20 protein-coding genes are annotated in these 26,361 nt (G+C 67.7%); 5 read left to right on the plus strand and 15 right to left on the minus strand.

The genetic code is table 11. The features are described from left to right. Nucleotides 1–89: 89 nt before the first annotated feature. The 3 genes from VKZ50_00180 to VKZ50_00190 form a co-directional block, all read right to left on the minus strand. On the minus strand, nt 90–1,559 hold the full coding sequence (locus VKZ50_00180) for an FAD-linked oxidase C-terminal domain-containing protein (protein HLJ58131.1): 1,470 nt from the start codon (nt 1,557–1,559) through the stop codon (nt 90–92). A gap of 22 nt (nt 1,560–1,581) precedes the next feature. Continuing rightward, nucleotides 1,582–2,994, minus strand: a complete 1,413-nt coding sequence (locus tag VKZ50_00185; protein ID HLJ58132.1) for an MBL fold metallo-hydrolase — start codon at nt 2,992–2,994, stop codon at nt 1,582–1,584. A gap of 112 nt (nt 2,995–3,106) precedes the next feature. Beyond that, nucleotides 3,107–3,898, minus strand: a complete 792-nt coding sequence (locus tag VKZ50_00190) for an SDR family oxidoreductase (protein ID HLJ58133.1) — start codon at nt 3,896–3,898, stop codon at nt 3,107–3,109. Nucleotides 3,899–4,002: 104 nt separating this feature from the next. On the opposite strand from VKZ50_00190, the gene VKZ50_00195 reads away from it, so the two are divergent. Further along, nucleotides 4,003–5,358, plus strand: a complete 1,356-nt coding sequence (locus tag VKZ50_00195) for an aminotransferase class III-fold pyridoxal phosphate-dependent enzyme (protein HLJ58134.1) — start codon at nt 4,003–4,005, stop codon at nt 5,356–5,358. A gap of 449 nt (nt 5,359–5,807) precedes the next feature. Here the strand turns inward: VKZ50_00195 and VKZ50_00200 are convergent, their stop codons facing one another. From VKZ50_00200 to VKZ50_00210, 3 genes are all read right to left on the minus strand, one after another. Next, nucleotides 5,808–6,521 carry a DUF4336 domain-containing protein gene (locus VKZ50_00200; protein HLJ58135.1) on the minus strand — a complete coding sequence of 238 codons (714 nt, stop codon included), beginning with the start codon at nt 6,519–6,521 and terminating at the stop codon, nt 5,808–5,810. 294 nt (nt 6,522–6,815) lie between these two features. After that, the gene (locus VKZ50_00205) at nt 6,816–9,233 is read right to left on the minus strand and encodes a chloride channel protein (GenBank protein HLJ58136.1); all 2,418 of its coding nucleotides are present in this window, start codon (nt 9,231–9,233) and stop codon (nt 6,816–6,818) included. Beyond that, nucleotides 9,226–9,828: a TetR/AcrR family transcriptional regulator gene (locus VKZ50_00210; protein HLJ58137.1), complete on the minus strand. Its 603-nt coding sequence runs from the start codon at nt 9,826–9,828 to the stop codon at nt 9,226–9,228. Before VKZ50_00210 ends, VKZ50_00205 begins: the two co-directional genes overlap by 8 nt. 172 nt (nt 9,829–10,000) lie before the next feature. Between VKZ50_00210 and VKZ50_00215 the strand changes: the two genes are divergently transcribed. From VKZ50_00215 to VKZ50_00230, 4 genes are all read left to right on the plus strand, one after another. Beyond that, nucleotides 10,001–10,213 (plus strand): hypothetical protein, encoded by a 213-nt coding sequence (locus VKZ50_00215; protein ID HLJ58138.1) that lies wholly within the window; start codon nt 10,001–10,003, stop codon nt 10,211–10,213. A 227-nt stretch (nt 10,214–10,440) separates the two neighbouring features. Next, nucleotides 10,441–10,695 (plus strand): bacteriophage holin, encoded by a 255-nt coding sequence (locus VKZ50_00220; protein HLJ58139.1) that lies wholly within the window; start codon nt 10,441–10,443, stop codon nt 10,693–10,695. Nucleotides 10,696–10,873: 178 nt separating this feature from the next. Further along, nucleotides 10,874–11,410, plus strand: coding sequence for a hypothetical protein (locus VKZ50_00225; GenBank protein HLJ58140.1), 537 nt, complete (start codon nt 10,874–10,876; stop codon nt 11,408–11,410). Nucleotides 11,411–11,937: 527 nt separating this feature from the next. Further along, nucleotides 11,938–12,360, plus strand: a complete 423-nt coding sequence (locus VKZ50_00230; GenBank protein ID HLJ58141.1) for a cupin domain-containing protein — start codon at nt 11,938–11,940, stop codon at nt 12,358–12,360. A 33-nt stretch (nt 12,361–12,393) separates the two neighbouring features. Here the strand turns inward: VKZ50_00230 and VKZ50_00235 are convergent, their stop codons facing one another. The 9 genes from VKZ50_00235 to VKZ50_00275 form a co-directional block, all read right to left on the minus strand. After that, the gene (locus tag VKZ50_00235) at nt 12,394–13,434 is read right to left on the minus strand and encodes an alcohol dehydrogenase catalytic domain-containing protein (protein HLJ58142.1); all 1,041 of its coding nucleotides are present in this window, start codon (nt 13,432–13,434) and stop codon (nt 12,394–12,396) included. Next, nucleotides 13,425–14,459 (minus strand): alcohol dehydrogenase catalytic domain-containing protein, encoded by a 1,035-nt coding sequence (locus VKZ50_00240; protein ID HLJ58143.1) that lies wholly within the window; start codon nt 14,457–14,459, stop codon nt 13,425–13,427. Before VKZ50_00240 ends, VKZ50_00235 begins: the two co-directional genes overlap by 10 nt. 52 nt (nt 14,460–14,511) lie before the next feature. After that, a complete protein-coding gene (locus VKZ50_00245) occupies nt 14,512–15,078 on the minus strand; it encodes an RES family NAD+ phosphorylase (protein HLJ58144.1) in 567 nt (188 codons plus the stop codon). Continuing rightward, complete coding sequence (locus VKZ50_00250) at nt 15,075–15,821, minus strand: hypothetical protein (protein ID HLJ58145.1); 747 nt, start codon at nt 15,819–15,821, stop codon at nt 15,075–15,077. Before VKZ50_00250 ends, VKZ50_00245 begins: the two co-directional genes overlap by 4 nt. Nucleotides 15,822–16,664: 843 nt before the next feature. Then, complete coding sequence (locus VKZ50_00255) at nt 16,665–19,127, minus strand: molybdopterin-dependent oxidoreductase (protein ID HLJ58146.1); 2,463 nt, start codon at nt 19,125–19,127, stop codon at nt 16,665–16,667. A 351-nt stretch (nt 19,128–19,478) separates the two neighbouring features. Further along, nucleotides 19,479–20,528 (minus strand): sensor domain-containing diguanylate cyclase, encoded by a 1,050-nt coding sequence (locus VKZ50_00260; protein HLJ58147.1) that lies wholly within the window; start codon nt 20,526–20,528, stop codon nt 19,479–19,481. Between the two features lie 142 nt (nt 20,529–20,670). Next, entirely contained in the window at nt 20,671–23,142 is a 2,472-nt protein-coding gene (locus VKZ50_00265) for a molybdopterin-dependent oxidoreductase (protein ID HLJ58148.1), read from the minus strand. Between the two features lie 90 nt (nt 23,143–23,232). Beyond that, nucleotides 23,233–23,439: a hypothetical protein gene (locus VKZ50_00270; GenBank protein HLJ58149.1), complete on the minus strand. Its 207-nt coding sequence runs from the start codon at nt 23,437–23,439 to the stop codon at nt 23,233–23,235. After that, on the minus strand, nt 23,417–25,879 hold the full coding sequence (locus VKZ50_00275; protein HLJ58150.1) for a molybdopterin-dependent oxidoreductase: 2,463 nt from the start codon (nt 25,877–25,879) through the stop codon (nt 23,417–23,419). Before VKZ50_00275 ends, VKZ50_00270 begins: the two co-directional genes overlap by 23 nt. Nucleotides 25,880–26,361 lie beyond the last annotated feature (482 nt).

The following is a 26,361-nucleotide window of genomic DNA, read 5'->3' on the forward strand; positions in this document are numbered from 1 at the left end:
CAAGAGCATCGTCTCCTTGACGTTCGCGAATCGGACGTCCGACCGGTGGGCGCGTGCCTTCGCGACCGAACCCGGGGTGCCGCGGTGCGCTATGTCCACGGCGCGCCGACCGTCGGAAACCGACGGGGCGCCAGCAGCTCCGCGTAGGACACCGGCGTGGGGAACATCTTCCACGGGTTCATGCGGCCGTCGGGGTCGAAGACGTCCTTGACCGTCCGCATCGCCCTGAGGTCCGCGTCGTTGTAGATCCACGGCATGTAGTTGTTCTTCTCGAACCCCACGCCGTGCTCGCCGGTGATCGTGCCGCCGACGTCCACGCAGAGGCGCAGCATATCCTCTCCCGCGCGGAGCACCCGCTCGGTCTCGCCGGGCACGCGGGCGTCGAACACGATGAGCGGGTGCAGGTTCCCGTCCCCCGCGTGGAACATGTTCACCAACATCAGCCCTTCGCGCGCGGCGATCTGCTGAACGCCCCGGAGCACCTCGGGCAGCCGGGACCGCGGCACGACCGCGTCGTGCAGGTAGTAGTTGACCGCGATCCGGCCCATCGTCCCGAACGCCGCCTTGCGCCCGAGCCACAACGCCTGGCGCTCCTCCTCCGTGTGAGCGGTCCGCACGTCGCTCGCGCCGTGGGCGCGGCAGATCTCGTCCACCGTCGCTCGCGCCCGGGGCAGCGCGTCGCGGACGCCCTCCACCTCGATCAGGAGCACCGCCGCCGCGTCGAGCGGGTACCCCGCGTGCACGAACGGCTCGATCGCCTGGATCGCGTTGTGATCCATCATCTCGAGCGCGACGGGGCCGACCCCGCGCCCGATGATCTCGGTCACGGCCTCGCCCGCCCGCCCCAGGTCGTCAAAGACTGCAAGCAGGGTCACCACGTCCTCCCGCCGGCGCAGCAGTCGCACCCACACGCGCGTGATGATCCCGAACGTGCCCTCCGCGCCGACGACGAGGCCGGTCAGGTCCAGGCCGGGCGCATCCGCGCCGTCCCCGCCCAGCCGGACGAGCGTCCCGTCGGCCAGCGCGAGTTCGACGCCCAGCACGTGGTTCGTCGTGACACCGTACGCGATCGTGTGCGGCCCTCCCGCGTTGTGCGCCACGTTGCCGCCGATGCTGCTCGCGTACTGGCTGCTCGGATCCGGGGCGTAGAGGTACCCTTGTTCGGTGACCGCTCGCGTGATCTCGATGTTGGTCAGACCCGGCTCGACGATCGCAACGCGGTTGTCGAGGTCCACCTCGAGGATGCGGTCCATGCGGTTGAGGCCGACGACGATGCCGCCGATGATCGGCAGCGCGCCGGCTGCGATGCCGGTCCCGGCGCCGCGCGGAATCACCGGCAGGCCGTGTCGGGCTGCGACGCGCAGCACGCCGCACACCTCGGCAGCGCTCGCCGGCAGCACCACGAGATCCGGCACTGCCGTAATGTTCGACGCGTCGTACTCATACGCGAGCATCTCACTGAGACCCGCGAACACGTACGCCTCGCCGACCACCTCGCCGAGGTCCCGAACAACCGCCGCGCGCGCGGGAATGGCGACGCGGGCGGCGGCGATCTCCATCAGCGGCCCGGCTGCGGTCCGGTCACGTCGCAGACGCGCCGGCAGCGCCCGTCGGGAGGTGCGAGGCCTTCCACGCGGCCAGCCCGCCGACGAGATCGGCCACGGCCTCGGTTCCGCGCCCGGCGAGCAGGCTCGCCGCAATCGCGGAACGGTATCCGCTCTGACAGTGCACCACGACCGGCCGGTCCCGGGGCACGTCGGCCAACCGCTCCAACAGGTGGTTGAGGGGGATACAGAGGCTGCCCTCGATCCACTCGAGGTTTCGCTCGGCTGGCGCGCGCACGTCCAACAGCACGGGCGGCCGCCCCGATCCGAGCTGCTCGGCGAGCGTCGCTGCGGTCACCCGTTCGGTGCACCGGACCAGGTCCGGTCGCGCGTCGACCGCGGTCATGCCGCCTTCGAGGTATCCCGCCACATGGTCGAACCCGATCCGCCCGAGCCGCAGCGCCGATTCCTGCTCCCGGCCGGCGGAGGCGATGATCACGATCGGACGATCGTGATCGAGCAGGGTCCCGGCCCATGTCGCAAACTGCCCGCTGAGACCGATGTTCACGCTGTCGAGCAGGTGCGCTCCCTCGAACTCTCCCGGCTCGCGCGTGTCGAGCAGGCTCGCGCCGGCGTTGCGCAGGCGGAGCACCTCCTGGAGCGTGAGCGGGCGGAGTTGCCGCGCGAGCGCCGCCTCCAGCGTCGGGCGCTCCTTGGTGTTGAGAATTGCGTCGTACGTGAAGTACGGGGGAGCGTCCGGTTGGTCGGCGAGCACGATCCGGATGAACTCCTCGCGCGACATCGGCTGGAGCGCGTAATTGTACCGGCGCTGGACACCGATCGTGGACACGGTATCCGTGCTCAGGTTCTTGCCGCACGCCGATCCCGCCCCATGCGCGGGGTACACGAGCGTCTCGTCGGGCAGCCGGAGGAGCTTCTCGTGCAGTGAGTCGTACAGCATGGCGGCGAGGTCGGCTGGCGCCCAGCCCAGCGCCGCCCTGAGGTCGGGGCGCCCGACGTCGCCGATGAACAGCGTGTCCCCCGTCAGCACCGCCTGTGGGACCTGTTCGCTCTTCGTCCGGTCGTACACGACGAGCGAGATCGACTCCGGGGAATGGCCGGGGGTCTCCAGCACCGACAGCCGGACGTCGCCGAGCGGCACTTCGTCCCCATCCCCGATCGGCGAGAACGCGTACTCGGCCGCGGCCCGCCGCCCCAAGTGGATCCGCGCCCCTGTCCGTTCGCGCAGCTCGAGGTGCCCCGCCACGAAATCGGCGTGGAAGTGCGTCAGGATCACGTGGCGGATCTCGAGGCCCTGCGCGCAGGCGTCGTCGAGGTACTGGTCGACGTCGCGCTGCGGATCGACCACGGCGGCGACGCCGCTTTGCTCATCGCCGACCAGGTACGATGCGTGAGCGAGACACTTCAGGTAATATTGGGTCAGAATCACAGCGCACCTCCGCAGCGCGGTGGACGTCGCCCCCGGGCGACCACCGCGTCACCTCGAGCCGTCGCCCCCGAGTTCCCGCGCCCCCGAGGGAACTCCTGCCGTGCCGGGGGCCCTACAGCGGCGGCGTGAAGCGGCCGTCCACCGCAGTCCAGCCGCCGTCCGCGAAGAGGAGCGACCCGGTCACGAAACTCGCGGCCTCCGACGCCAGGAAGACGACCGGACCGGCCATCTCGTCGGCGGACGCCCAGCGGCCGAGCGCGGACCGTTCGGCGTACGCGCGATACCACTCCGGATGGCTCTTGATCTGGCTCGTCAGCGGCGTCTCGACCACTCCGGGGGCGACGGCGTTGACGCGGACCCCGCGCGGGCCCAGCTCCGCGGCGAGCGTGCGGCAGAGCAGCACGATCCCCGCCTTGGTCGCGGCGTACACGCCCTGTCCCGGCTCCACGGTCTGTGCACGGATCGAGGCGAACGCGATGATGCTCCCCCGCCCCTGCTCGGCCATCCACCGGCCGGCCTCGCGCAGCACGTAGAAGGTGCCCTTGAGGTTCACCGCCAGCACCCGTTCGAGCTCCTCCGCGGTGTAGTCGAGGATGGGCTTTCGCACGTTGATCCCCGGGGTGGTGACGGCAACGTCGAGCGACGCGTGGCGCGCCGCGACGTCGTCGAACAGCCGCCGAACATCATCCTCCCGGGTCACGTCCACACTGCGGGCCTCCGCGTGCCCCCCGGCCTTCGTGATCAACGCGACCGTCTCCGCCGCGCTCTCCGGTCTGACGTCGGCGACCGCGACATGGGCCCCGTGCGCAGCGAGCGCCCGCGCCGCCGCCTGGCCGATGCCGGACCCACCGCCGATGACCAGAGCGACCTTTCCGTCCAGCCGAAACAGCCCCGCGTAGTCCACGCCACCCTCCCCCCATCTCGTCCAGAGCCCGGTACAGGAGTTTCGCGGCGGGGAAGACAAATACTTCCTCGTTCGGCGGATGTCAGTCACAAGGAGCAGGCGCCGTGCCCGAGACGCAGACCACTGCAAGTGATCTCATGACCGCGTATGTGGAGGCACATCCTCGATCGCGCGAAGCGTTCGAGCGAGCGACCGGCGTCCTCCCGGGCGGCCTGACGCACGACACGCGGGCGCTCGCGCCGTTCCTCCCGTACATCGCGCGCGCGCAGGGCGCGCGCAAGTGGGACCTGGATGGACACGAGTACGTCGACTACGCGATGGGACACGGCGCGATGATCCTCGGACACGCCCACCCCGCGATCGTCGAGGCGGTACGCCGCCAGATCGGGTTCGGAACGCACCACGGCGCCAACCACGTGCTCGAGATCGAGTGGGCGGAGCGCATCCGGGCGATGGTCCCCGGCGCCGAGCTCGTACGCTTCACAAGCTCGGGCACGGAGGCGACGCTGCTCGCGCTGCGGGTCGCGCGGGCGGCGACGGGACGGTCGAAGATCGTCAAGTTCCGTGGGCACTTCCACGGCTGGCACGACGCGGTGATGCCGGGCCAGTCGCCGCCGTGGGACGGCCTCCCCCAGGGTGTGCCTGCCGCGGTGGCGAGCCAGACGATCGTACTTCCGCCGGACGCGGCAGTGGTCGAGGCGACGCTCGCCGCAGACCCCGACATCGCCGCGGTCATCCTCGAGCCGAGCGGCGCATCCTGGGGCACCGTTCCCCTGTCGCCGGGCTTCCTCCAGGACCTCCGGCAGCTTACTACCAAGCACCAAGTGTATCTCGTCTTCGACGAGGTGATTAGCGGTTTCCGGGTGGCCCCGGGCGGCATCCAGCAGACCTCCGGGGTCACGGCCGACCTCGTCACCATGGCCAAAATCCTCGCGGGCGGGCTCCCCGGTGGTGCGGTGGCTGGGCGGCGCGACCTCCTCGAGCCGATCGGCCTCCCCGGGAGCAACCGGAAAAAGATTCAGCATCCCGGAACCTACAACGCGAACCCGCTGTCGGCGTCGTCCGGCGTCGCGTGCCTCGACCTGATTCGCGACGGGCGGGCCCAGGCCCAGTGCGACCGGACCGCGGCCGCGCTCCGAGCCGAGCTCAACGCCGTGATGGCGAAGCTCGGCGTGCACGGCGCGGCGTACGGCCTGTCGTCGGGGTTCCACCTGGCGTTCGACCCCGCGATCTCACCCGGCGCTCCGGGGAGTGCGTTGGCCCTTCCACCTGACACCCTCAAGAAGCAGCGAGGCCTGCCGCTCTTCGCCCCGCTCACCGTGGCGATGCTGATGAGGGGGGTGCACGTGTTTGCGATGGGTGGGTTCCTCAGCATCGCGCACGGCCCGGAGGACGTCGCACGCACGGCCGAGGCGTTCGAGGGCGCGCTCAGGCAAATCAAGGAGATGCTGCCCGGCTGAACCCACCGAGGCGACGCCGTACTGGAACAATATCCACCCGTGCAGTTGCCGGCGGTACGACAAACCTACTTGTCCGCCAGGACGATCTCGCCCGGAAGGCTCCACAAGGAAATCCTCGTCGCGTCATTAATTCGGAAGCCGCCATCTTCGATGGCGGCTTGCGCATGGATCGGCCGGCAGTCCCTGTAGGCGGGAGGACGTCCGGTGGTGCCATTCATAGGAGCCGACGGGTCGCGCCAGGGCCAGGATGCCGTGCCCGGTGCCAAAGCCGATCTCAAGGACGTTCTCACGTTCTTTTACCCCGAGCCGGTGCAGCGCCGCGTTCCGGGACATCTCCTCAAGGCGGGTGAACACGTCATACCAGCGGCTCACTCGATCATACGTGGCGATCGCGCTGGCGTTCGGCCTGGTCACTCGACGGACCCTTCGCGAGACGTCTTCCAGGACGTTCACTTACGAGTCGGCGCCACGAGCCACCGAAAGGCCCGCTGTACAAATGGCTTCGCCTCTTTCCCTACGCAGACGCCGTGCCCGATGATGAGCTTGTCGAAATCCCATGAAAGCAGCGTTTCAAGCGATCGTCGTGCGAGATCTCGATTGATGAAGGACAGCCTGACGTCGATCGGAACGCCGCCGTGCGGATATGCAACACCAGCGAGTTTGAACAGCGCGTTGCGAAGGCCTTGGCCCTCCACGATCGGATGATTTTGGATCAAATCGTCCAGGATGACCGTGCGGGACTCGCGATGAAAGAAGAGGATTTCTTCCATGAGAGGGTTGCCTTTGAACGCGAGTTGATCGAAGTCGCCCGCCCAACCGTGATACGGCGTGTCCGTCAAAATGCCCGTGAACGGCAGGTGCCCTCTGTTCAACGTCAGGGGGGTAGTTCGCGGTGCCCACAACTGGGCATGCGGAAATAGCGTGTGCCACCCCGCCAGCCGCCAGACGTGCCTCGGGGTCGCGGCAACAAGATATCTAACAGGACCCAACGCCACGATCTGGTTGAGCGTATCGAAGGACACGGGCACAGGAGAACTTACCCATAACGAACCGTCGGAGAGCTTCACGATCGCCATGCGGGTCGTGAAGACGACACCGAAGTCGCGGACATTCGGACCGTCCACGATCCATAGATGGTTACCGAACGCTCGTAGTTCCAACATAGTGCACACTCATGGGGAGAGCCGCGCGTGCCGTCCTTTGCAGGATTCCGACTGTCCATACACGTGTGGTTGTTCTCAACGGACGAACGCTGGCGACGCACTTGGTCGTGGCGACGTGGCGCCCAGCGCGTCGATGCGTCCGACCGGTACTCCCGCGCGCCTCGGGAGTAAGCTCTCGATGCCCGGCGGCGAGTGGACGGTCAGCATCGTCATCGCGCGGCGACACGTCTATGGCGCGACGCGCATCCGCGCATTCTCGTCTCGCCGTGCGACGCTCGCAGCGGTACTGGCGGTTCAACGAAGCCGCTCCAACACTTCCCGCGCGTGATCGGAGCGCGCGAGAATCGTGACGCGATCGCCGGCGACCAGGTACGAATCCCCGCGCGGCACAATGATCGTCCGGCCCCGGTGGATCGCCATAATCAATACCCCCGCCCCAAGGTTCACGTCCCGCAGCATTCGCCCGGCGACGCGCGATCCCGGCGCGATCACAGGCTCGAGCACGACCGTTCCGGCTGTCGCCGTCGGGGGCCACTGGTCAACCGCGGCAGGGTCGCGTCGCGAGGTCTCGGCGCAGCGATCCCCGACGCGACCGGTTGACTCCGCGAGGGTGCCGATCAACGCATCCACGTCCTTCGCCTGCGAGACCGGCACCAAGATCGACAGCCGATCGCCGCGACGAAGCTCCGTTTGGCCGTCCGGAACAAAACTCGACCCGCCTCGGCGGACAGCCAGCACGAGCGACGACGGTGGCCAGGGCACATCCGCAATGCGCCGGCCCGCGAGTACCTCGCCGCCCCGGAGCTCGAGATCGACAATCCGATAGTCGCGCAGGGATGCCGAGAGGTCGCCGGCCGGCGCGCGCGCGGCTTCCAGGTCTTGCGCCTTGATCGGCGTCCCCTTGCGCTTCGCCTCGGAGATCGTCCGCTCCAGACGTGCATAATACGCGCTCAGAATGTCCCGATGTGTCAGCCACCCGATCAGCCGGCGGCTGTCACGATCGAGCACGGGCAGCCCGTCGTCACCGTGGCGCAAGGTGAGCTGTAGCGCCTGCTCGAGCGTCTGGACCGGCGTGAGCGTTGGCGTGTCCTGCGCGAGCTCACCGGCCACGGCGTCGAGCGCGTTGTCGCGCATCGCCTGCTCGACCTGCCGAAATGTCACGGTCCCGCGGAACGCGCCCGCCGCATCGACGACCGGCAGCGCATCCCAACTGTCGTTGGTGAACCGCGCGATCACCTCGCCGAGCGCCATCTGCTCCGGCAACGCGGCCGGCACCGGCCTCATGGCGCTCCCAACCGTCAGCACCTCCATGAGGTTGGCCGCCCGCCCGCGTCGGATGTCGATGCCCCGACGGCGCAGCTTCAACGTGTAGATGCTCTCGTTCGTGAGAACCCGGCTCACGCCGGTCGCGAGCACCACGGCGAACATCAGCGGGAGGATGATCTGGTAATCGCCGGTGAGTTCAAAGATCATGATGATGGCCGTGATCGGCGCCTGGGCGGCGCCGGCAAACACCGCGCCCATCCCAATGAGGCCGTACGCCCCCGCCGGACCGGCGATCCCGGGAAGGACTTGATGCATCAGGTCTCCGTACGCGGTGCCGAGCATGGCGCCCATGAACAGCGACGGCGCGAACACACCCCCGGATCCGCCGATGCCGATGGTCAGGCTCGTCGCGACCATCTTGCCGACCAACAGGAGTGCGAGAAACCCCAGCATGTACTCCCCTCGGATGGCGCGCTCCAGCACCGGGTACCCGACCCCGTACATCTGCGGCAACACGACCAGCAGCAGCCCGAGCACGAGACCGCCCACCCCCGGGCGGAGCCATCCAGGACCTCGCCAGAGGCGGTCGCAGAGATCCTCCGTCCCGTACAGCACGCGGATGAACGCCACGCCAACGACCGCCGCCAGGGCCCCCAGCCCCGCGTAGATCAAATACTCCCACGGAGAACTAAGCTTGAACGCGGGGAGCACGAGGAACGGATGCGTGCCAAACGCGGCCCGGCCAATGATGTCCGCGACCACCGAGGCCACGACCACCGCGCCGAACGACTCGACTTCGAAGTCCCGCAGGATGAGCTCGAGTCCGAAGAACACCCCGGCGATGGGCGCATTGAATGTGGCGGAGATGCCGCCCGCAGCGCCGCAGGCCACCAGGAGGCGCAACCGGGATTCCGACACACGCACGACCTGCCCAAGCGTGGACCCCAGGGCAGAGCCGATCTGCACGATCGGGCCTTCGCGGCCTACCGATCCACCGGACCCGATGCACAGCGCAGACGCAAGCGCCTTGACCACCGCCACGCGCGGCCGGATCCGCCCGCCGCGCTCCGCCACGGCCAGCATGACTTCCGGCACGCCGTGCCCTCGTGCCTCGCTCGCGAACCGCTCGATCAGCGGGCCGTAGATGAGCCCACCGACGACGGCAGCGACCACAACAAACCATGGCCCCAGTTGTGGGAGCCACGGGTGGGACGCAGGGCCCACCGCGCTGTAGTCGGCTGTCCCGGTGAAGATTCTCGTAAACTCAAGAATGAGTAACCGAAACGCGATCGCCCCCAACCCAGCCCCCGCGCCGATCGCCACCGCGAGCGCGAAGAGCCCCGCGGGGGCCCCACGCAGCCAATCGTACGCTCGCAGGATCGGGCGGTCCGGAAAGTGCAAGGAGCCGATCCCCGATTTGGCCGCGACCGTGCGATGGTCAATCATGTCCTGCCAACCGCTCCAGCATCGTTCCCACGGCCTTCCTGATGTTCGCCCAGCGGAATCCGGTGGGATCCAGTCCGGCGTGTAGGCCCAGACCGTCACCCAAGGCCAGCAGGACCGCTGCGAATGCATTCGCAGGGATGTCCACCACCTCGCCGTCGGCGATGGCTCGCTCGATCCAGGCGCGCAGGACGGTGCGGCGATGCCGGACCGTGGCGGTGAATCGCTCGCGCACGGCCCTGTCCGTGAGCATTTCGGCCCACAGGTCGGCTCGGACTTGCACGCGGGCGGGATCATCTCCCCGCTCCAGCATGGCACGGACGAAGCGCCGGAGCCGGTCGACACTCCGGACGGACTCCGCCTCAAGCCGCTCGACGATCCGGTCAAGCGTCTCCGCGTCCTCCGCGAGGAGCGCCAGCAGCAACGCCTGCTTACTCTCGAAATACCCGTAGAACGCGCCTTTACTCATCCCTGCCTCGGCACAGATCTCATCCACCGACATCGCGCGAAACCCTTTGTGGCTCGCGCATCGCCAAGCCGCGTCCAGGATCTGTTGCCGGCGTTCGGTGCGCGCACTCAAAGATATGCGGGGCACCATCGCACCTCCAGAGTCTCCGCGCTTGCAAAACTGACCAGTCAGTTTATACTATAAGCCAAGCCTCAGGCAAATTTCAATCGGTCGGTCCGACTCGCTGGAACGACATCCGGCCGGGGGAGAGGAGAGCAAGGGCTCGGGTGGGTTAACCAATCCCGGACCTGATCCCAACGTCGTGGCGCTTGTTGCCCACGCCGACGGCGGGCCCGCGGCGGCAACCATCGTGGTCAACGGCACGCTAGAAGATCTGGCGATTGTGCAGCCGGTCGCACCGCGGTTGGTCGCGAGGCTCAGGATTCCCGCCGCCAGCACGGTGGAAGAGCACATATCCGCCCTGAGCGACGCCGGACCATACTACCCGGTCGTTATGATCGTGGGTCCTCCCTAGGATGCGCCAGCCGACGCGGCACGGCGCTCTTCGGCGATATCCCGAGCTCTCTTCGGCAGGGCGACACCCGGTGGGCGTGTTCCGTGGCTTGCGTGCAGCGCTGGCCCAGACGATGCAAGATCGCGTGCGCCGGATGTCAACTCGACCCGATACGTAGCGAGGGCCACTCCTGGGAAAACCATTGTTAGACCGTTCTGGGGAGATCGTCAACTGGAGAGGAGGACGCGATGATGACGTTCAAGGCGAGCCGTTTCGGCTTAGCCGGAGGGATCCTATGGGGTGCGGCGATGCTTGTCGTCACGCTTATCTCGGTTCCCACCGGATATGCTGGAGCATTCTTGAAAGCGATGGAGAGTGTGTACCCTGGCTATCATGTGAGTCTGCTTGGAAGTATCGTAGGCCTCGTCTATGGATTCGTCGACGCGTTCATCGGGTTCTCGCTGTTCGCCTGGCTGTACACACGCCTCGCAGGTAACGCGTAGCCGAGAAAGCCGTCGTCGTTCCAAAAGTGGACTCCGCCTTGTGGCTGCGTCGCGCTGAGGGTGCACCCTCCGACCTCGGTCGGATTGACAAACTGACTAGTCAGTTTATACTCTAAGCTTGTGAACGGTCACAAGACGGGAGCGCTGCGTTTCCCGATCCCTGGGAGGTGATGTGGAAATGGCACGATGCTGGCTGGGAAGTCTCGCTGTGTTGCTGCTCCTTGCGCTGGGGCCCACGAACGGCCTTGCCGCAATGTCGATGGGCGGCGCGCCGATCACGCAAACCGGAAAAACTGCGCACTTTCGCTTGATGCTGCAGATCGGTCCGATGGAAACCATGTATTCGAAGGCCGACGCCGCCAAGATGCACCCCACGACGGGCGAGATCATGGTGGGCGGCGCCATGGCGATGTCGGGGGGCGCCATGATCGGCCAAACGGGGGCGATGACGACAGATACGCGCCATCTGGAGGTCCACGTGGCCAGCCTCGCCACGGGCAAGGTCACCACCGATGCGACGTGCCAGATTACGGTCACGAACGAAGCCACCAAGGCGAGCCAGGTCGTCCCAATCGCCATGATGTACGGTGTCAAAGAGGGCACGTCCGACTGGCACTACGGGAACAACGTGTCCATGGCGCCGGGATCCTACACGGTGAAAGTCGTGGTGAACGGAGAACCGGCCCTCTTCCACGTGACCATTCCCAAGAGTTAATCGCCCTGAAAGCACATTTCGGGAGCGGAGCTGAAATTGCGTCCTGCTCTCGATGACCAGGAGCGAGACTGGTAACGCGTCGGCGGGGATCTTGCACGTCGCCGCAAAACCTTCGGGGCGATGGTGAGTTCCTACCGCACCAGCAGCTCGGTGGCGGATGTCCATGATCGCGCACCTGTCGGGTTTTCGCGACAATGTTCTCGCATTCTGCAGCGCCGCCGTGGCCGGCCCTTTCGTGGTACACAGGATCGTTCGGATTGCCGCCGGGAACGGCCGTGCCGGGCGACAGAGAGCGCAAGACCTGGCCAGCCACTCGTCCAGTAGGGAACGGCCGCGCCGACCGACGGCGGGTCGTGCCCTACCAAGACGTGCCCGGGGCGCGAACGGATCAAGACCTGCGCAGGACAATGCAGGTGATCCGAGCCGGCGCCTGCGAAAGGTAGGGTTTGGTCGTACCGTGGCGGAACAACTTTCCGATCCGCGCGGTAGGGCGGTCCCGAGCCTCACGTAGGATCAGGGGAAACGCAATGGGGACGATTCACAAGCAGACCGGCCAGAACGGCAACTTCCTGTGGGACGGGGTGGATGTCGAGCCCTATCGGGGCGGCGGGGCCACCGAAGGAGGTTGCCGCGCGGTCATCGTCGGGCCCAACGAGGGCGCGCCGCATTTTGCGATTCGCTACTTCGAGATCCCGCCGAACGGGCAGTCGTCGTTGGAGCAGCACGCCCACGATCACGGCATCGTCGTCCTTCGAGGCCGCGCGCAGGCGCAGTTGGGGCGGGACGTGCAGGAGGTCCGGCCGGGCGACGCCATCTACGTCCCGCCGAACGAGCAGCATCAGTTCAAAACGATCGGCGAGGAGCCGTTCGGATTTCTATGCGTCATCCCTTCCAAGGACTTGCTCCAGAAACTGCACCGTCTCGAGGAGGACGAGCTCGCGCGCCGTTGACCGCCAGGCCTTTCTCGCCCTCTCCCTTACCTCTTACGGGTGCACCACGACCTTGAGAGCCGCGCCGCCGGTGCGCACGAGAGCGTAGCCGCGCCCGATGTCTTCCAGCGGCAACCGGTGCGTGATCAAGCGTTCGACCGGCAGGCCGTCCGCGAGTAGCCGCATCGCCTCCCGCGTGTCATTCGGGCCGGCCGAGTAGGACGGAACGATCGTCGTCTCCCGAAAGAACAGATCGTGCACGGGGAGCGGCCAGCGGCCGTCCGGCGGCGTGGGAGCAAACACCGCGAGGGTGCCTCCTGGCGCGACCGCGCGGCGTCCCGCCTCGAGGGCGTCGACGGTGCCGGGGCACACGATCACAACGTCGGCGCCCTCGCCGTCCGTCAGGTGGGCTACTCCCTCGTCGAGTCCGGTCTGCGAGGTATCGATCACCGCATCCGCGGCCCGGGCGCCGTGCGCGAGGCGTTCCGGCACGCGATCGGCGGCCAGGAGCTGGCCGGGACGCACGAGGGCCCGGAGGGCCTGCAGGTGCAGCAACCCCATCAGGCCCAAACCGACCACCAACACGCGGTCCCCGTCCTGCACCCGGGCACGGCGAATCGACTTCACCACGCACGCCAGCGGTTCTACAAACGTCGCGGCGTCGTCAGACAGGTCATCGGGTACGCGCAGGGCGTCACCCGCCACGGCGGGTGACTGCACGACCGCATACGTCGCGAGACCGCCGGGCACCAAACGCCGCGGCCGCCAGGTCGCACAGTGAACGAAGTCGCCGCGCCGACACCGCCGGCACGTCAGGCACGGCGCGTGATGGTGCACGGACACACGGTCCCCCGGTCGGAACGCGACGTCGTCGCCGACGTCGATGACTTCGCCGACGGGCTCGTGGCCGAGCGGCACCGGGGCCTTCCGCATCATGTACCAATCCATAATCTCGCCGGGGCACAGGCCGCACGCCTTGACGCGGATCAGCATGTCGCCTCGTCCGAGCGGGGGTACCGCGACCTCCTCGAGACGCAGATCGCCGGGTCCGTGGTAGATCGCCGCGATGGTCGTGGCCGGTCGCGTTACGCCCACGTGGAGCCCTCCGGAAGGACGGCGTACTTGGCGCCGACGCCGCGGTCGAGATCGTGAAAGACCTGGACGATGCCATCGAGCGGGCGCGTCTCGCTGATCAAGTCGCGCGGCCGGAACGTCCCCGACGACAACAACCCGAGCGCCGCGTGCACGTCGTCCGTGCCGTAGTGGAACGTGGCGATCAAGTCGACCTCACCGTAGTGAAGACGCGTGGCGTCGAACTCGGGGGTGGTGCCGCCGGGCAGTCCCCCGAACAGCAGCACCCGGCCCCCGCCGGCCACCCACCGAGGCGCCGCCGTCCAGATGTCGGGCGATCCCGTGCACTCGATGAGCACGTCGGGGCCGTCGCCCCACAGCGCCCGGAGCGCCTGACCGGGGTCGTCCGCGCGAGCGTCGATCGTATGCGCGGCCCCCGCCCGCACAGCCTGCTCCCGTGCGGCGGCCCGCCGTCCCACGGCAGCCACCTCCAGGCCGCGGCGGCTCGCTTCCCGAATGTGCAGGAGCCCGATCGGACCGAGCCCGACGACGGCGACGCGTCCACCGGAGAATCGGCCTAAACGCCGCCAGCCGTGCACGACGCAGGCGAGCGGCTCGAGAAAAGCCGCCTCGACGTAGGAGAGCATCTCCGGTTTCGCAAAAAGATGCCGGCGGACGATGCGCCGGGGCACGCGCATCTGGTCGCCGTACGCCCCGACGGCCATGTCGTCGAACAGCGTTTCGCAGAGGTTTTCGCTGCCGCGCCGGCAGGGACCACACTCTCCGCACGGCGCGGTCGGCATGAAGACAACGGCCTGCCCCACGGTGAATCCCCCGACCCCGTCGCCGACGGCGGCGATGTCCCCCGCAGCCTCGTGCCCGAAGGGTCCGAAGGGAACCCGGGGATGCCCCCGGCGGTAGGTCTTGAGATCGGTGCCGCACGTCAGCGCGGCGCGCACGCGCACGACGACCTCGCCAGGCGCCGGAACCGGCACGGGCACGTGCTCCAACGTCAGATCGTAGGGAGCCCGAAGCACTGCCTGGCGCATGGTCACCCCGCATCCCTCACAAGTGAAATGATGCGCCGGTGGAAGGAACGGGTCAAGAGACCTCTGTGGACGGCGCCCGGAGCCAGGCGAGATCTATCCAGGTGCGCTCACGGCGCACCGGCCGCTTCGCGTTGCGGGTGAAGATCGCGACCTCGCCCCAGGGTTCGTGGGGCTGCGTCCACTGTGCGAATCCGAGACGCGCAAGCGACGCGCTGCGGCAGACGACGCCTTCGAACGCCGCCGCATGCCACGTGCTGGCCGCCCGCTGGGTGTCTGCTTTGGTCACCCCGGTGGGGTACGCCGATGGCAGCCCTGCCGTCGCGAGGCCTGCGGGGGTCGCCGCATCCACCAGCTCACCGCGCCAGCCGAGCTCGTGCAACACCGGGAGGGCGTCCGGCTGCAGATCTTCGAGGACCACGCCGGAGCGGCTGAAGAGATCGTTGGCCACCGACCGGGCGACCGCCAGGCTACAACACGCATACAGCGCGGGGAAGTCCGGAGTGTTCCACCGGTTGTCGCGCCTGGTCTGACTGTACGACGCATCCTCCGACATCGTGTGCCGGCGCGCCAGCACCCGGTAGACGTTGTGGGTGTGCGGCATGAGCCGCGCGGCGGTCATGCCTGATACGACAGGGCGAGATCGTACCGATCTGCGACGTCCGCAATCCGCCCCCGCCGGATCCAGTCGATCGCGCGCTCCCCACTGAACACTTCGGCGGGGCGGCGGATCACTTCCGGAAGCCGCTCGGGACGGAAGAGCGCGACCAACCGCTTGAGGGCGTCCGCGGCGCTGTCGAGCTTGGCCAGCTTCGCCTCCGGGATGGACCCCGTGCCGTGCGACCATCGACGGATCGTCTCGCCCGACACCTCGAGCACAGGGCCGAATTCGTCGTGGCTCATTCCGAGCCCGCCGAGGAGCTCGGCGAGCAGGGCTGGCCCCCGCGACACCTTGGCCTGGGCGATGAGGACCCCGGACACCGTGGCGGAAAACATCCGGAGCGTCCCATCGTCCGCGGGACCGGGCCGACAGTGCGTACGAGTGGGAACCGCCGCGACGGGATCGCCACGGTAGAACCGCCACTTGATCATCAGGAGGCGGGTCGCCTCGCGCCGATGCCCCCGCTGGTAGCACAGAAACGGCGCGAACGCGTCCTGCACCACGGCCCCGGCAACGACCAGACCCGTGTCCGGCCGGAGGCCCGCCTGCTTCCCGAGTGCGGTGAAGAACTCGCTGATCTCGACCACAAACACCCGGATCCCCTCGGCGCTGCCACGCTCAAGGAGTCGGTTGAGCGTACGATGTGTCGCGAGGCGGCGCTCCAGGTCTGCCTCGGCTCGGCGAAGTGCCACGGACTGTGGCATCGGCGGCCATCCTCCCGATGAGGATCAATTGTGCGGTTCGTTCGCTATTAGTGTGCCACAAATGAGCCACACAATCAACCTCACGCCTCCGCCGCCTCTGCCGGCGACTCGAGCGAGATCCGAGCGAAGACGGCGCGGGGGCGCGGCCACCCACACCCCCGCGCCTTCTACGGAGTTGCCCCGATCGTGCCCGTCAGTGTGGACTGTTCCCGTCCTCCGGCCCACGCCGCGGCAAGGCGCCGGAATCGAACGGTTGCGACTGGTCAGATTGGCCGTAGCCGTTGCCGTAGCCGTAACCGTTGCCGTAACCGCCACGGTTCTGTCGGCCTTGGGTACACGAACGGTCCTGTTGCCGGGCGGACCCCCAACGGCCATCGCGCGCCGAAGATGCGGTGCATCCCCTGCCCTGATCCTGGTACCGGCCGCCCCAGTTGGTCGTGTGGGCCGGATAGTTCGGTTGGTACCTCGGCGACTCGGCGTACGCCGGCAGCCCGCTCAACACCACACATGCCGCTCCCATGATCACGAGTCGTAACACCCGTGCCTTCACCAGCGTGCCTAACGTCATCCCGATCACCTCCGATTGATGCGTCGTCCGCTTCCCGTGCGGCCCCGGTGTCGGACCGGCGACGGGCTGCTGACACTCTGAGGGTACACGACGCCCTTGAAGGACTGTCACAGAGGCGATGAATATCGGATGAATGTCCTGTGAAGGCGGCCGTGACGTCAGACCGCCGAGCCGAGATGCCCGCTCCTCGGATGCCTCACGCTGACCGCACGCGTGTGTCGCCAACGCGGGTGCCCCCGGTCGCCGGGGGCACCCGCACGCTTAGAGGCGGCGCCCTACGCGCCTTGGATCGGCGCGTAGTCGTTCGGGCGCTCGCCCCCGTAGTGCTTCTCGATCTGGACGAGGTTCGTATACGCCACCGGCCCCTGCGCCAACTGGGACGTCCCACGCTGCGATGTCAGGACGTTGGTGCAGCCGCCGCGATCGAGGCTGCCGATCTTGCCCGGCTCGGCCGGTGTATACCACGCACCCTCGTGGAGCAACGCCACGCGTGCGCGCACGCGCTCCGAGACCACCGCCGCGGCCAGGACCTGTCCCCGATCGTTGAACACCCGCACCACGTCCCCGGTCGTGATCCCGCGGGCCGCCGCGTCCGTGGGATTGATGACCACCGGCTCGTACCCCTTGACCTTGCTGTACTGATGGAGCTCCTGCACGTTGTCGTAGGATGAGTGCCGCCGCCAGATCGGGTGTTTGGTGATCAGGTGGAACGGGTACGTTGCCGCCTTCGGGCTGCCGAGCCACTCAAACGGCTCCATCCACTGGGGCGTGGGCGGACAATCCGTATAGCCGAGCTTCGCGATCGCCGCCGAGTAGATCTCGAGCTTCCCAGACGGCGTGTTGAGTGGGTTCGCGTTCGGGTCCTTGCGAAAGGCCGCGAAGCCCACGTACGGGGTCTCGTCAATCGGCAACATGTAGTAGCCGACCTCTTTGAACCGCTCGTAGCTCATCGGAATCTGGGCGGACGCGTAGATCTTCCGCAGCCACTGGTCCGCGGTGTCGAGGCCCATCGTGAACCTATCCTTGAACCCGAGTCGCGCCGACAGGTCCCGAAACACGTCAAAGTCGGATCGGGATTCCCCGAGCGACTCGATCGCCTTGTGCTGGTAGACCACGTACCGCCACGTCTGGCTGATGTCGTCGCGTTCAAGGAGCGTGTTGATCGGCAGCACGATGTCCGCGTGCCGCGCCATCGGCGTCCACCAACTGTCCTGCACGATGATCGTCTCCATCTTGCGGAACGCCTGGAGGTTTCGGTTGACCTCGTCGTGTTGGTTGAGCGTGGAGCCCCCGACCCAGTAGATGAGCTTGATCTCCGACTTCCCCGGCTGCGGATACTGGTAGGTGTTGCCGTTGTGATGCAGCGTCACCGGCGCGTTCAGGACCGCGTTCGCGAACTGCTGGTCCAGCACGATCTGCGTCACCGGATTCTGCACCCCGGGGAATCCCGCGGGGCCCCGGCCCTTGATGCGCGCGTCGCCGGCCGATCCGAAGCCCGGGATCGACGCGGTGAGCCCGCCGCCCGGGAGCCCGAACTCGCCTTTCAGGGCGGCCAGCGTGATGAGCATCCGCACCTGCTGCTCGCCGTGATCTTGCCGCTGGATCCCGAACCCCGTCGTGATCTTCACGCGGGAGGTGCCCGCGTATTCGTGCGCGAGGGCCCGGATCCGCTCCGCGGGGATATCCGTCAGCGCCGCCGCCCACTCCGGCGTCTTCGGCTGCTTGTCCGTCTCCCCCATCACGTACTGCCGGAACGGCTCGAATCCGACCGTGTACGTGTCGATGAACCCCTTGTTGTAGAGGTTTTCGGTGAGCATCACATACGCCATGGCTGCGATCAGCGCCGAGTCGGTGCCGGGTCGGATCGGGATCCACTGCTGAGACACCTCGGCGGTCTCGGTGTAGACGGGGTCGATCGTGATGAGCTTCCCGCCCCGCTGCTTGAACGCGGCGATCCACTCGTACGTGCGGCCCTGCAGCGGCCCGACGACCTTCTGGACGTTCATCGGGTCGCTGCCCCACACGATCACCAGGTTGCTGTTGGCAACCGTGTCCGCCCACGAATCGTCGGGAAAGATCACGCCCCAGGAGTACGGCGCCGCCCACTGCCACGCGGCGTAACTCTTGTTGCCGATGCGGTTCGTGTACCCGCCGTAGAGGCTCAAGAAGCGGCTGAGCTGGCCTGTCTTGGTGTTCAACAGCCCGGTCGTAGACCACCCGCCGATCATGCCGCCGAAGATCCCCTCGTTGCCGTAGCGCGTCTTGACACGCTTGAGTTCCTGCGCCACGAGGTCCAGCGCTTCGTCCCAGCTCACCCTCCGATAGCGCGGCACCCCCCGGGTCGCGCGATTGCCGCCCGCGCCGGGCTTCCAGTCCGCCCGTACCATCGGGTACAGGATCCGATCCGGCGCGTATGTGCGGTGGTGCCAGTTCAACGCCATCGGCGACGCCACGTTGTTGGGGTAGTCGAGGCTGCTGACCCGGGTGATGCGCCCGTTCAGCACGTGCACGTCGATCAGCCCCTCGTTGTCGGCGCTCGCGAGGACCCGCTCGGTCCCGGCGGGCGGTTCCAGTGGCGACGCCGCAGGCATGGCGGCCGCCGCCGCAGGCCGAGGCTGGAGCGCGGCTCCCAGCAATGACGTACTCGCCGCCGCGGCACCGACACCCCTCAGGAACTCCCGGCGGCGTACCCGGCCCCGCGGTGCCTTCGCGTCGGTCCGCTCGGATGATTCACTCATGGTTCCCCTCCTTCGGCGGGCGCGCGACCGTCTGCGCGCTCGCCCTCATGGTCTCACGCTACCAACCCCCGGCCGGGTGGAGTATCCGGTCTCTACCTGATTTGACGGGAAGCCAGCGTTCATCGAATCTTCACGACATCCGCGCGGGTTCTTCGCACCGTCGGGCCGGCCCGTGGGGACAACATGAGTGCGTGGATCACGCGCGGAGAGGGGGTACAAACCATGTTGATTGCGCTGCTTCTACTCGCGGGGCTGGCAATGTGGGCAACCGGTCACCTCATTCTCCAGTAGGCACACGTACGCCCCGGCGGAGGAACGCCTCCGCCGGGGCGTGGATCGCCCCCGCCCTCCCTATCGTCGTCCGGACTGGCGCACCCCGTTTCTCACGAACAGGCGCTTCATCTTGCGCAACCGGTTGTCAGCCTCCCGCAGGAGCCCTTCGGGGGTCTGCGCGTCCTTCGGCCATGTCGCGAGTCCGCACGAGAGACTCGCGTAGGAGCCGGCTTCCCGCATGTGGGGCACGGTGATCCGCACCGGACGGAGCCGCGCGACCAGCTTCTCCGCCTGGGCGGCCGTCGTCTCCGGGAGGAGCATGCCGAACTCGTCCCCGCCCCACCGCGCCACCATGTCGGAGCCGCGCACGTAACGGACCAGCAGATCCGCCACGTGGGCGAGCAGCTCGTCGCCCGCGGCGTGGCCGTGCACGCTGTTGATGATCTCAAACCCGTCGATGTCGAGCAGCACGACGCTGAGTTGGCGCCCCGTGCGCCGGTTGCGAGCGATCTCCGACCCAAGGCGATCCAGAAAACTCTGCCGGTTGGCCACGCCCGTGAGGGCGTCGGTCGCCGCGAGTTGCTTCAACTGCTCGTTGAGCCGCGCCACCTCCACCGCTCCCGCCAGATAGCGCCCGACCACCGTGAGGAGACTGAGGTCGGCCTCCGTGAACGCGCCCGGGGCGGCGGCGTAGGCGCTCAGGACCCCGATGGCGCGGTCGCTGACGACCAGTGGGGCGTAGATGCCTGACTTGACCTTCCCCCCACGCGGGAGCGTCCCGCCGTCAGGGGACAGGTTCGAGATGAGCAACGGGACCTTGCGGTCCATGACGGTCCCGTGCAACCCCTTGTCTCGGGGCAGCGCCGCGCCCCGCGATTTCGCCCAGAGGCCCGAGGCGGCCCGAACGGTCAACGCGTTCGGCACGCGCTCGTCCAGCAGCGCGATCGTGCACGAGTCGAACCCCGTCTCCTCGTGGAGCGCCAGCATCACCCGCTCGAGCAGGGTCGGCAGCGACCGGACCGCCGCGAGGTCGTTTGCGAGACGCGCAAGAAAGAGGAGCGCCCGGTCCGGCTTCGCGGCGCCGGCTCGGGCTCCGTCCCCGGAACGTGACGAAGACACTTTCGACATGTGTCGGGTCCCCTGGACAGGTCAATTTGCTCGTTAGTAGCGTGCCCATCTTCCGCGCCCGTGAGACGCCCGCGCGGCCGGTAACGCCGTGCGCCCCCGGATTCGGGGGCGCACGGTCGTCGCCGGGACGCATGTGCCGGCGTTAGGTGGGCTGGATCGGCGCGTAGTCGTTCGGACGCTCCCCGCCGAAATGCTTCTCGATCTGCACCAGCCCGGTGTGACAGACCGGCCCCTGCGCGAGCTGCGACGTGCCCCGCTGGGCGGTCAGGCTGTTAGCGCACCCGCCTACGTCCAAGCTGCCGAGCTTGCCCGGCTCCGCGGGTCGGTACCAGGAACCCTCGTGCAGGATCACGACCCGCGGGCGCACCCGTTCGGTCACCAACGCGGCGGCCAGCACCTGTCCGCGGTCGTTGAAGACCCGGACGACGTCGCCGGTCTCGATGCCACGGCCCGCGGCGTCCTTGGGATTGATGAACACCGGCTCGTACCCCTTGATCTTGCTGTACTCGTGGAGCTCCGCCACGTTGTCGTACGACGAGTGCCGGCGCCACCGCGGGTGCTTGGTCAGGAGGTGCAGCGGATACTGCTTCGCCTTCGCGCTGCCGAGCCACTCAAACGGCTCCATCCACTGCGGCGTCGGCGGGCAGTCCGCGTAGCCGTACTTCGCGATCTGCTGCGAGTAGATCTCGATCCGCCCCGATGGCGTGTTGAGGGGATGCGCGGCCGGATCTTGGCGAAAGTCCGCGAAGGCGACGTACGGCGTCTCGTCGGTCGGCAGCGTGTAGAAACCGACCTCCCGGAAACGTTCGTAGCTCATCGGGTTCTGGGCCTGCGCGTAGAGTCTCCGAAGCCACAGGTCCTCGGTCTCGAGGCCCATCGTGAACTTGTCCTTGAACCCGAGCCGCGCGGAGAGCGCCGTGAACACCTCGAAGTCCGACTTCGATTCGCCGAGCGGCTCGATGACCTTGTGCTGGTACACGACGTACCGCCAGAACTGGGTGATGTCGTTGCGCTCGAACACGGTGTTGATCGGCAGGACGATGTCGGCCATCCGCGCCGCGGGCGTCCACCAGCTGTCCTGCACGATGATCGTCTCCATCTTCCGCAGCGCACGAAGGTTCTCGTTGATCTGGTCGTGTTGGTTGAGCGCGGCGCCGCCCACCCAGTAGATCAGCTTCACCTCCGCCTTCCCCGGTTGCGGGTACTGGTACGTGTTGCCGTTGTGGTGCAGCGTGACCGGGGCGTTGAGGAGCGCGTGCGCAAACTGCTGATCCAGCAGCACCTGTGTCACCGGATTCTGGACGCCCGGGAATCCCGCGGGACCCCGGCCCTTCAAGCGGGCGTCGCCGGCGCCGGCGAACCCGGGAAGCTCGAACGACAGGCCGCCACCAGGCAGGCCGAATTCGCCTTTGAGCGCGGCCAGCGTGATCAGCATCCGCACCTGCTGCTCGCCGTGATCGTTGCGTTGGATGCCGCGCGCACAGGAGATCTTCACGCGGGGCGTCTGCGCATACTCGTGGGCGAGCGCGCGGATCTTGTCCACCGGGATCTCGGTCAACGCCGCCGCCCACTCCGGCGTCTTCGGCTGCTTGTCCGTCTCCCCCATCACGTACTGGCGGAACGGCTCGAAGCCGACCGTGTACTTGTCCACAAAGTCCTTGCTGTAGAGGTTCTCGGTGAGCATCACGTACGCGATCGCCGCCATCAGCGCTGAATCGCTGCCGGGGCGGATCGGGATCCACTCGTCCGAGATCTCCGCGGTTTGCGTGTACAGCGGGTCGATCGTGATCAGCTTGATACCCCGCTGTTTCATCGTCGTGATCCAGTTCCGGACCCGAGCGTACGACGGGGCGCGGACCTTCCACGAGTCCATCGGATCCGAGGCCCAGAAGATGAAGATCTTCGTGTTGGCGAGCGTGTCGGCCATCGAGTCGTCGGGGTACATCTGCCCCCAGGAGTACGGAGCGCCCCACTGCCAGCACGCGTAGCTCTTGTTGCCGATCAGGCTCGTGTACCCGCCGTACAGGCTCAGGAAACGGCTGATCTGGCCGATCTTGGCGTTGAGGTTGCCGGCGGACTGCCATCCGCCGAACACGCCGCCGAGGATCGCCTCGTTCCCGTACCGCCCCTTCACGCGCTTGAGCTCCTGGGCGACGAGGTCGAGGGCCTCACTCCAGCTCACGCGCCGGTAGCGAGGCACTCCCCGCGTCGCGGGGTCGCCGCCGCCGGGCTTCCAGCCCACGCGCACCATGGGGTACAAGATCCGGTCGGACGCATATACGCGATGGTGCCAGTTGAGCCCCATCGGCGACGCCTCGTTGTTGGGATAGTCGAGGCTGCTCACCCGGACGATCCGCCCGTCTTTGACGTGGACGTTGAGGAGCCCCTCGCTGTCGGCGCTCGTCAACACCCGCTCGGTGCCGGCCGGCGGTTCGAGCACGGCCGGCGGCGCGCCGGGCGCGGGGGCGGCCGCGGTCGGTGTCAGCACCGCCGGCACGCCGAGCAGCGACGCACCGCCCGTGGCCGCGCCGATCCCCAACCCGCGGAGGAACCGGCGACGGCTCAATCCCGAACGAGCGGTGACCGTGCGAACCCCTTGCCTGGGCGTCTCCATGAGATTCTCCTCCTCGCCTGCTCGCCTACGGGGCGGACCGGATCGGTCCGCCCCGCTCCTGCTCGACGACCTCCGCCCGGAGCCGGCAGGCTACCGAATCACCGGCAGGTCGGTCGTCATCAACTCGTTGCTCACGTGTTTGAGAATCGCCTTGGCGTCCGCCTCGCTGGCGAACGACCGGATGACCACCTTCTCTCCTCCCGAGAACGTAATAGTCAACGATCCCCCCTCGACGGTGAGCTGTCGGACATGATCAAGGTTGATCAGGGTTCGCTCATCGCCGAGGGTGAGCCACATCGCCCCACCTCCGGGCGCGGTAGTTGAGCGGCCAGGCCACCGCGGTCTTCGGCGGCGCGAACGCCGTGATGGTTGGCGGCATGCCGACGTACTTCTCGATCTGCACCAGCGCGGAGTGCGACGGGTTCCCGTCCGACAGCTTCGAGTTCGGCGCGTCCGTGCTCACGGCGTTGATGCTCCCGTGGCGATCGAGCGTGCCGAGTTGCCCGGGGGTCAGCGGATCGTACCACCCACCCTCGTGCATTGCAACGACGCCACGGCGCGTCCGCGCGGTGACCACGGCGCCGGCGAGGGTCTGCCCCCGGTTGTTGAACACCCGCACGACGTCGCCGTTGGCGATCCCGCGGGCCGCCGCGTCCGACGGATTGATCCAAATCGGCTCGCGCTCGGCGACTTCGTACCGCTCCCGGAGACGGGTCTGATCCAGCTGCGAGTGCAGTCGGTCCTTCGGATGGGGCGACAGTAGATGCAGCGGGTAGCGCGCCGTCTTCTCGCTCCCGAGCCACTCGTCCGGCGCGAGCCAGGTCGGGTGGGGCGGGCAGTCGTCGTACTTGAACCCCGCGATCGCCTCGGAGTAGATCTCGATCTTCCCCGACGGGGTGCCGAGCGGATGGTTGACCGGGTCGGCGCGGAACTCCGCGTATCCCACCAGCTGGTTCGCCGCATCCGTCACCGAGAACTCCAGGTATCCTTGCTGCCAGAACGCGTCGAATTCCGGCATCGCGAGCCCGCGGGCCTTCGCCTGCTGCTGGGCCGTCGCGTAGAACTGGCGCAGCCACGCCATCTCGTCCTCCTTGCCTTCCGTGTACTGGGCGCCGACGCCCAGGCGCCCGGCGAGCGCGGCACAGATGTCGAAGTCGTCGCGCGCCTCGAACAGCGGCGGCACGATCTGCGGCATCGCCGCGATGAACCGGCTCGTGCCCACGATATCGTTGCGCTCGAGCGTGGTCGTCGCCGGGAGCACAATGTCGGCGTGCTTCGCCGTCGCCGTCCACGCGTACTCGTGGACGATCGTCACCTCGGGGCGCTGCCACGCTTGCACGACCCGGTTGACGTTCTGGGCGTGATGGAACGGGTTGCCTCCCGCCCAATACACCAACTTGATGTCCGGATACGTGACCTTCTGCCCGTCGTAGTCGATCGTCTTACCGGGGTTGAGCAGCATGTCCGTCCACATATTGACGGGGACGAAATCCTTGACCGGGTTCGTGCCAGTGGTCAACCCTGGGACGGCGGGGGCGGTCCCGAGCGGCGCCCCCACCCGGGACGGAAAGTCGATCTGCACGCCGCCGCCCGGCAGCCCGAGCTGGCCCAGCATCGCGGACAGCGTGATCATCATCCACACCGGCTGTTCTCCGTGGACCGCCCGCTGCAGCGGATAGCCGCCCATCAGCACCGTGCGGGACTTCGCCATGCGGCGCGCGAGCGCGCGGATCGTCTCGACCGGTACGTCGGTGATCGGCGCGGCCCATTCCGGCGACTTCGGCTGCCCGTCAGCCTTGCCGCTCAGGTAGTCGGCGAACTTGTCGAACCCGACCGTGTACTTGTCCAGGAACGCCCTGTCGTGGAGGTTCTCGGTGTAGAGCACGTGCGCCAGCCCGAGCATGAGCGCGGTGTCGGTGTTCGGCCGAATCGCGATGTGTTGGGGCTTCAGGAACTGGTCCGTGTCGGTCTCGAGCGGGTTCACGGACACGACCGGGATCTTCGCGTCGCGCAGCTGCCTCACGAAGTCCATGACGAGGTGTCCACCGTCCCCCGACAGCACCTCGGCGTTGACGAACGGATCGTATCCGAACATGACCACCAGCTGGCTGTTCTTGATGAGGCTCGGCCACGCCGACGCTTTCGGCGACGCGTCTCCCACCACGTGCGGGCTGATCACCGGCAGCGTGGGCGCGCTGTAGGTGTTGACGTAGTACACATAGCCGCCGAGGAGCACCAGCAGGCGCTGCATGGCCTGGCTCGCGCCGTGCAGCCGGCCGGGACTCTGCCACCCGTAGCTACCGCCGAAAATGGCACGGTTGCCGTACTGCATCTTGACCCGCCGCAACTCGTCCGCCACGATGCCGAGCGCCTCGTCCCACGAGACGCGCACGAACGGTTCGACGCCGCGCCCGGCGGTGTCACTACGTGACCGATTCCGATAGAACCCCTCCCGGATCATCGGGTACTTCACGCGATTCGAGGTGTACAGCAGGTCCGGCATAACCGTGACCATGGGGTTGGGGTGCGGATCTTTCGCGAACGGCAACGTCCGCATGAGCCGGCCGCCGACCACCTCCGCGTTGAACAGGCCCCAGTGCGCGTTGGTCAGTTTGGTCAGCGTCCCGCCGGCGATCGCGGCGTCTGCGGGCGCGAGACGGATCAATGGCGCGGCGACCAGACCGCCCACCGCGATTCCGCCCTGCCACAGGAGCTCACGCCGCGTGATGGTTCTCATTCCGTATCCCCCCAATCTGATTTGCCGTCTGCTCGCCTCCAGGTTCGACCGTCAGGCCCGCCCGGAGCGGCGTGCAAGGGATGTTTAGTTTGGCATGACCCCTCGAGGACGGCATCCAAAAACAGGGTACGTCCGTGCGATGGGCACGACAATCGGGCGAGGGTCGTATTCCTGCGCTACGGAGCGGCGGCCGGCCCCTGGCGGCGCCCCCACCAGACCCGGGAACCGTCCGGCCGGTGCACGGCGACGTTGGCGCCCCCCGCGTGGGCCACGCCGCAGATTCCAATGTGTCACCGGACAGCGCCGGCTGGAAGTACGCGAGGTCGTACTCGGCCGGACGGGCCTGCGGATCGAGGCCGAGGGCGCCGAGGGCGTCATCAAGGAGGTCGAGGTACGCGGCGTTGTTCATGTGTCCGCGTGGATCAGTCTGGTGCGCCGGCACGCGATAGGCGCCGATGCTGGCCCCGGCGGGCGGAGCCTCG

The sequence above is a fragment of the bacterium genome (assembly GCA_035295165.1).
In the GTDB taxonomy this organism is placed as follows: Bacteria; Sysuimicrobiota; Sysuimicrobiia; order Sysuimicrobiales; family Segetimicrobiaceae; genus JAJPIA01.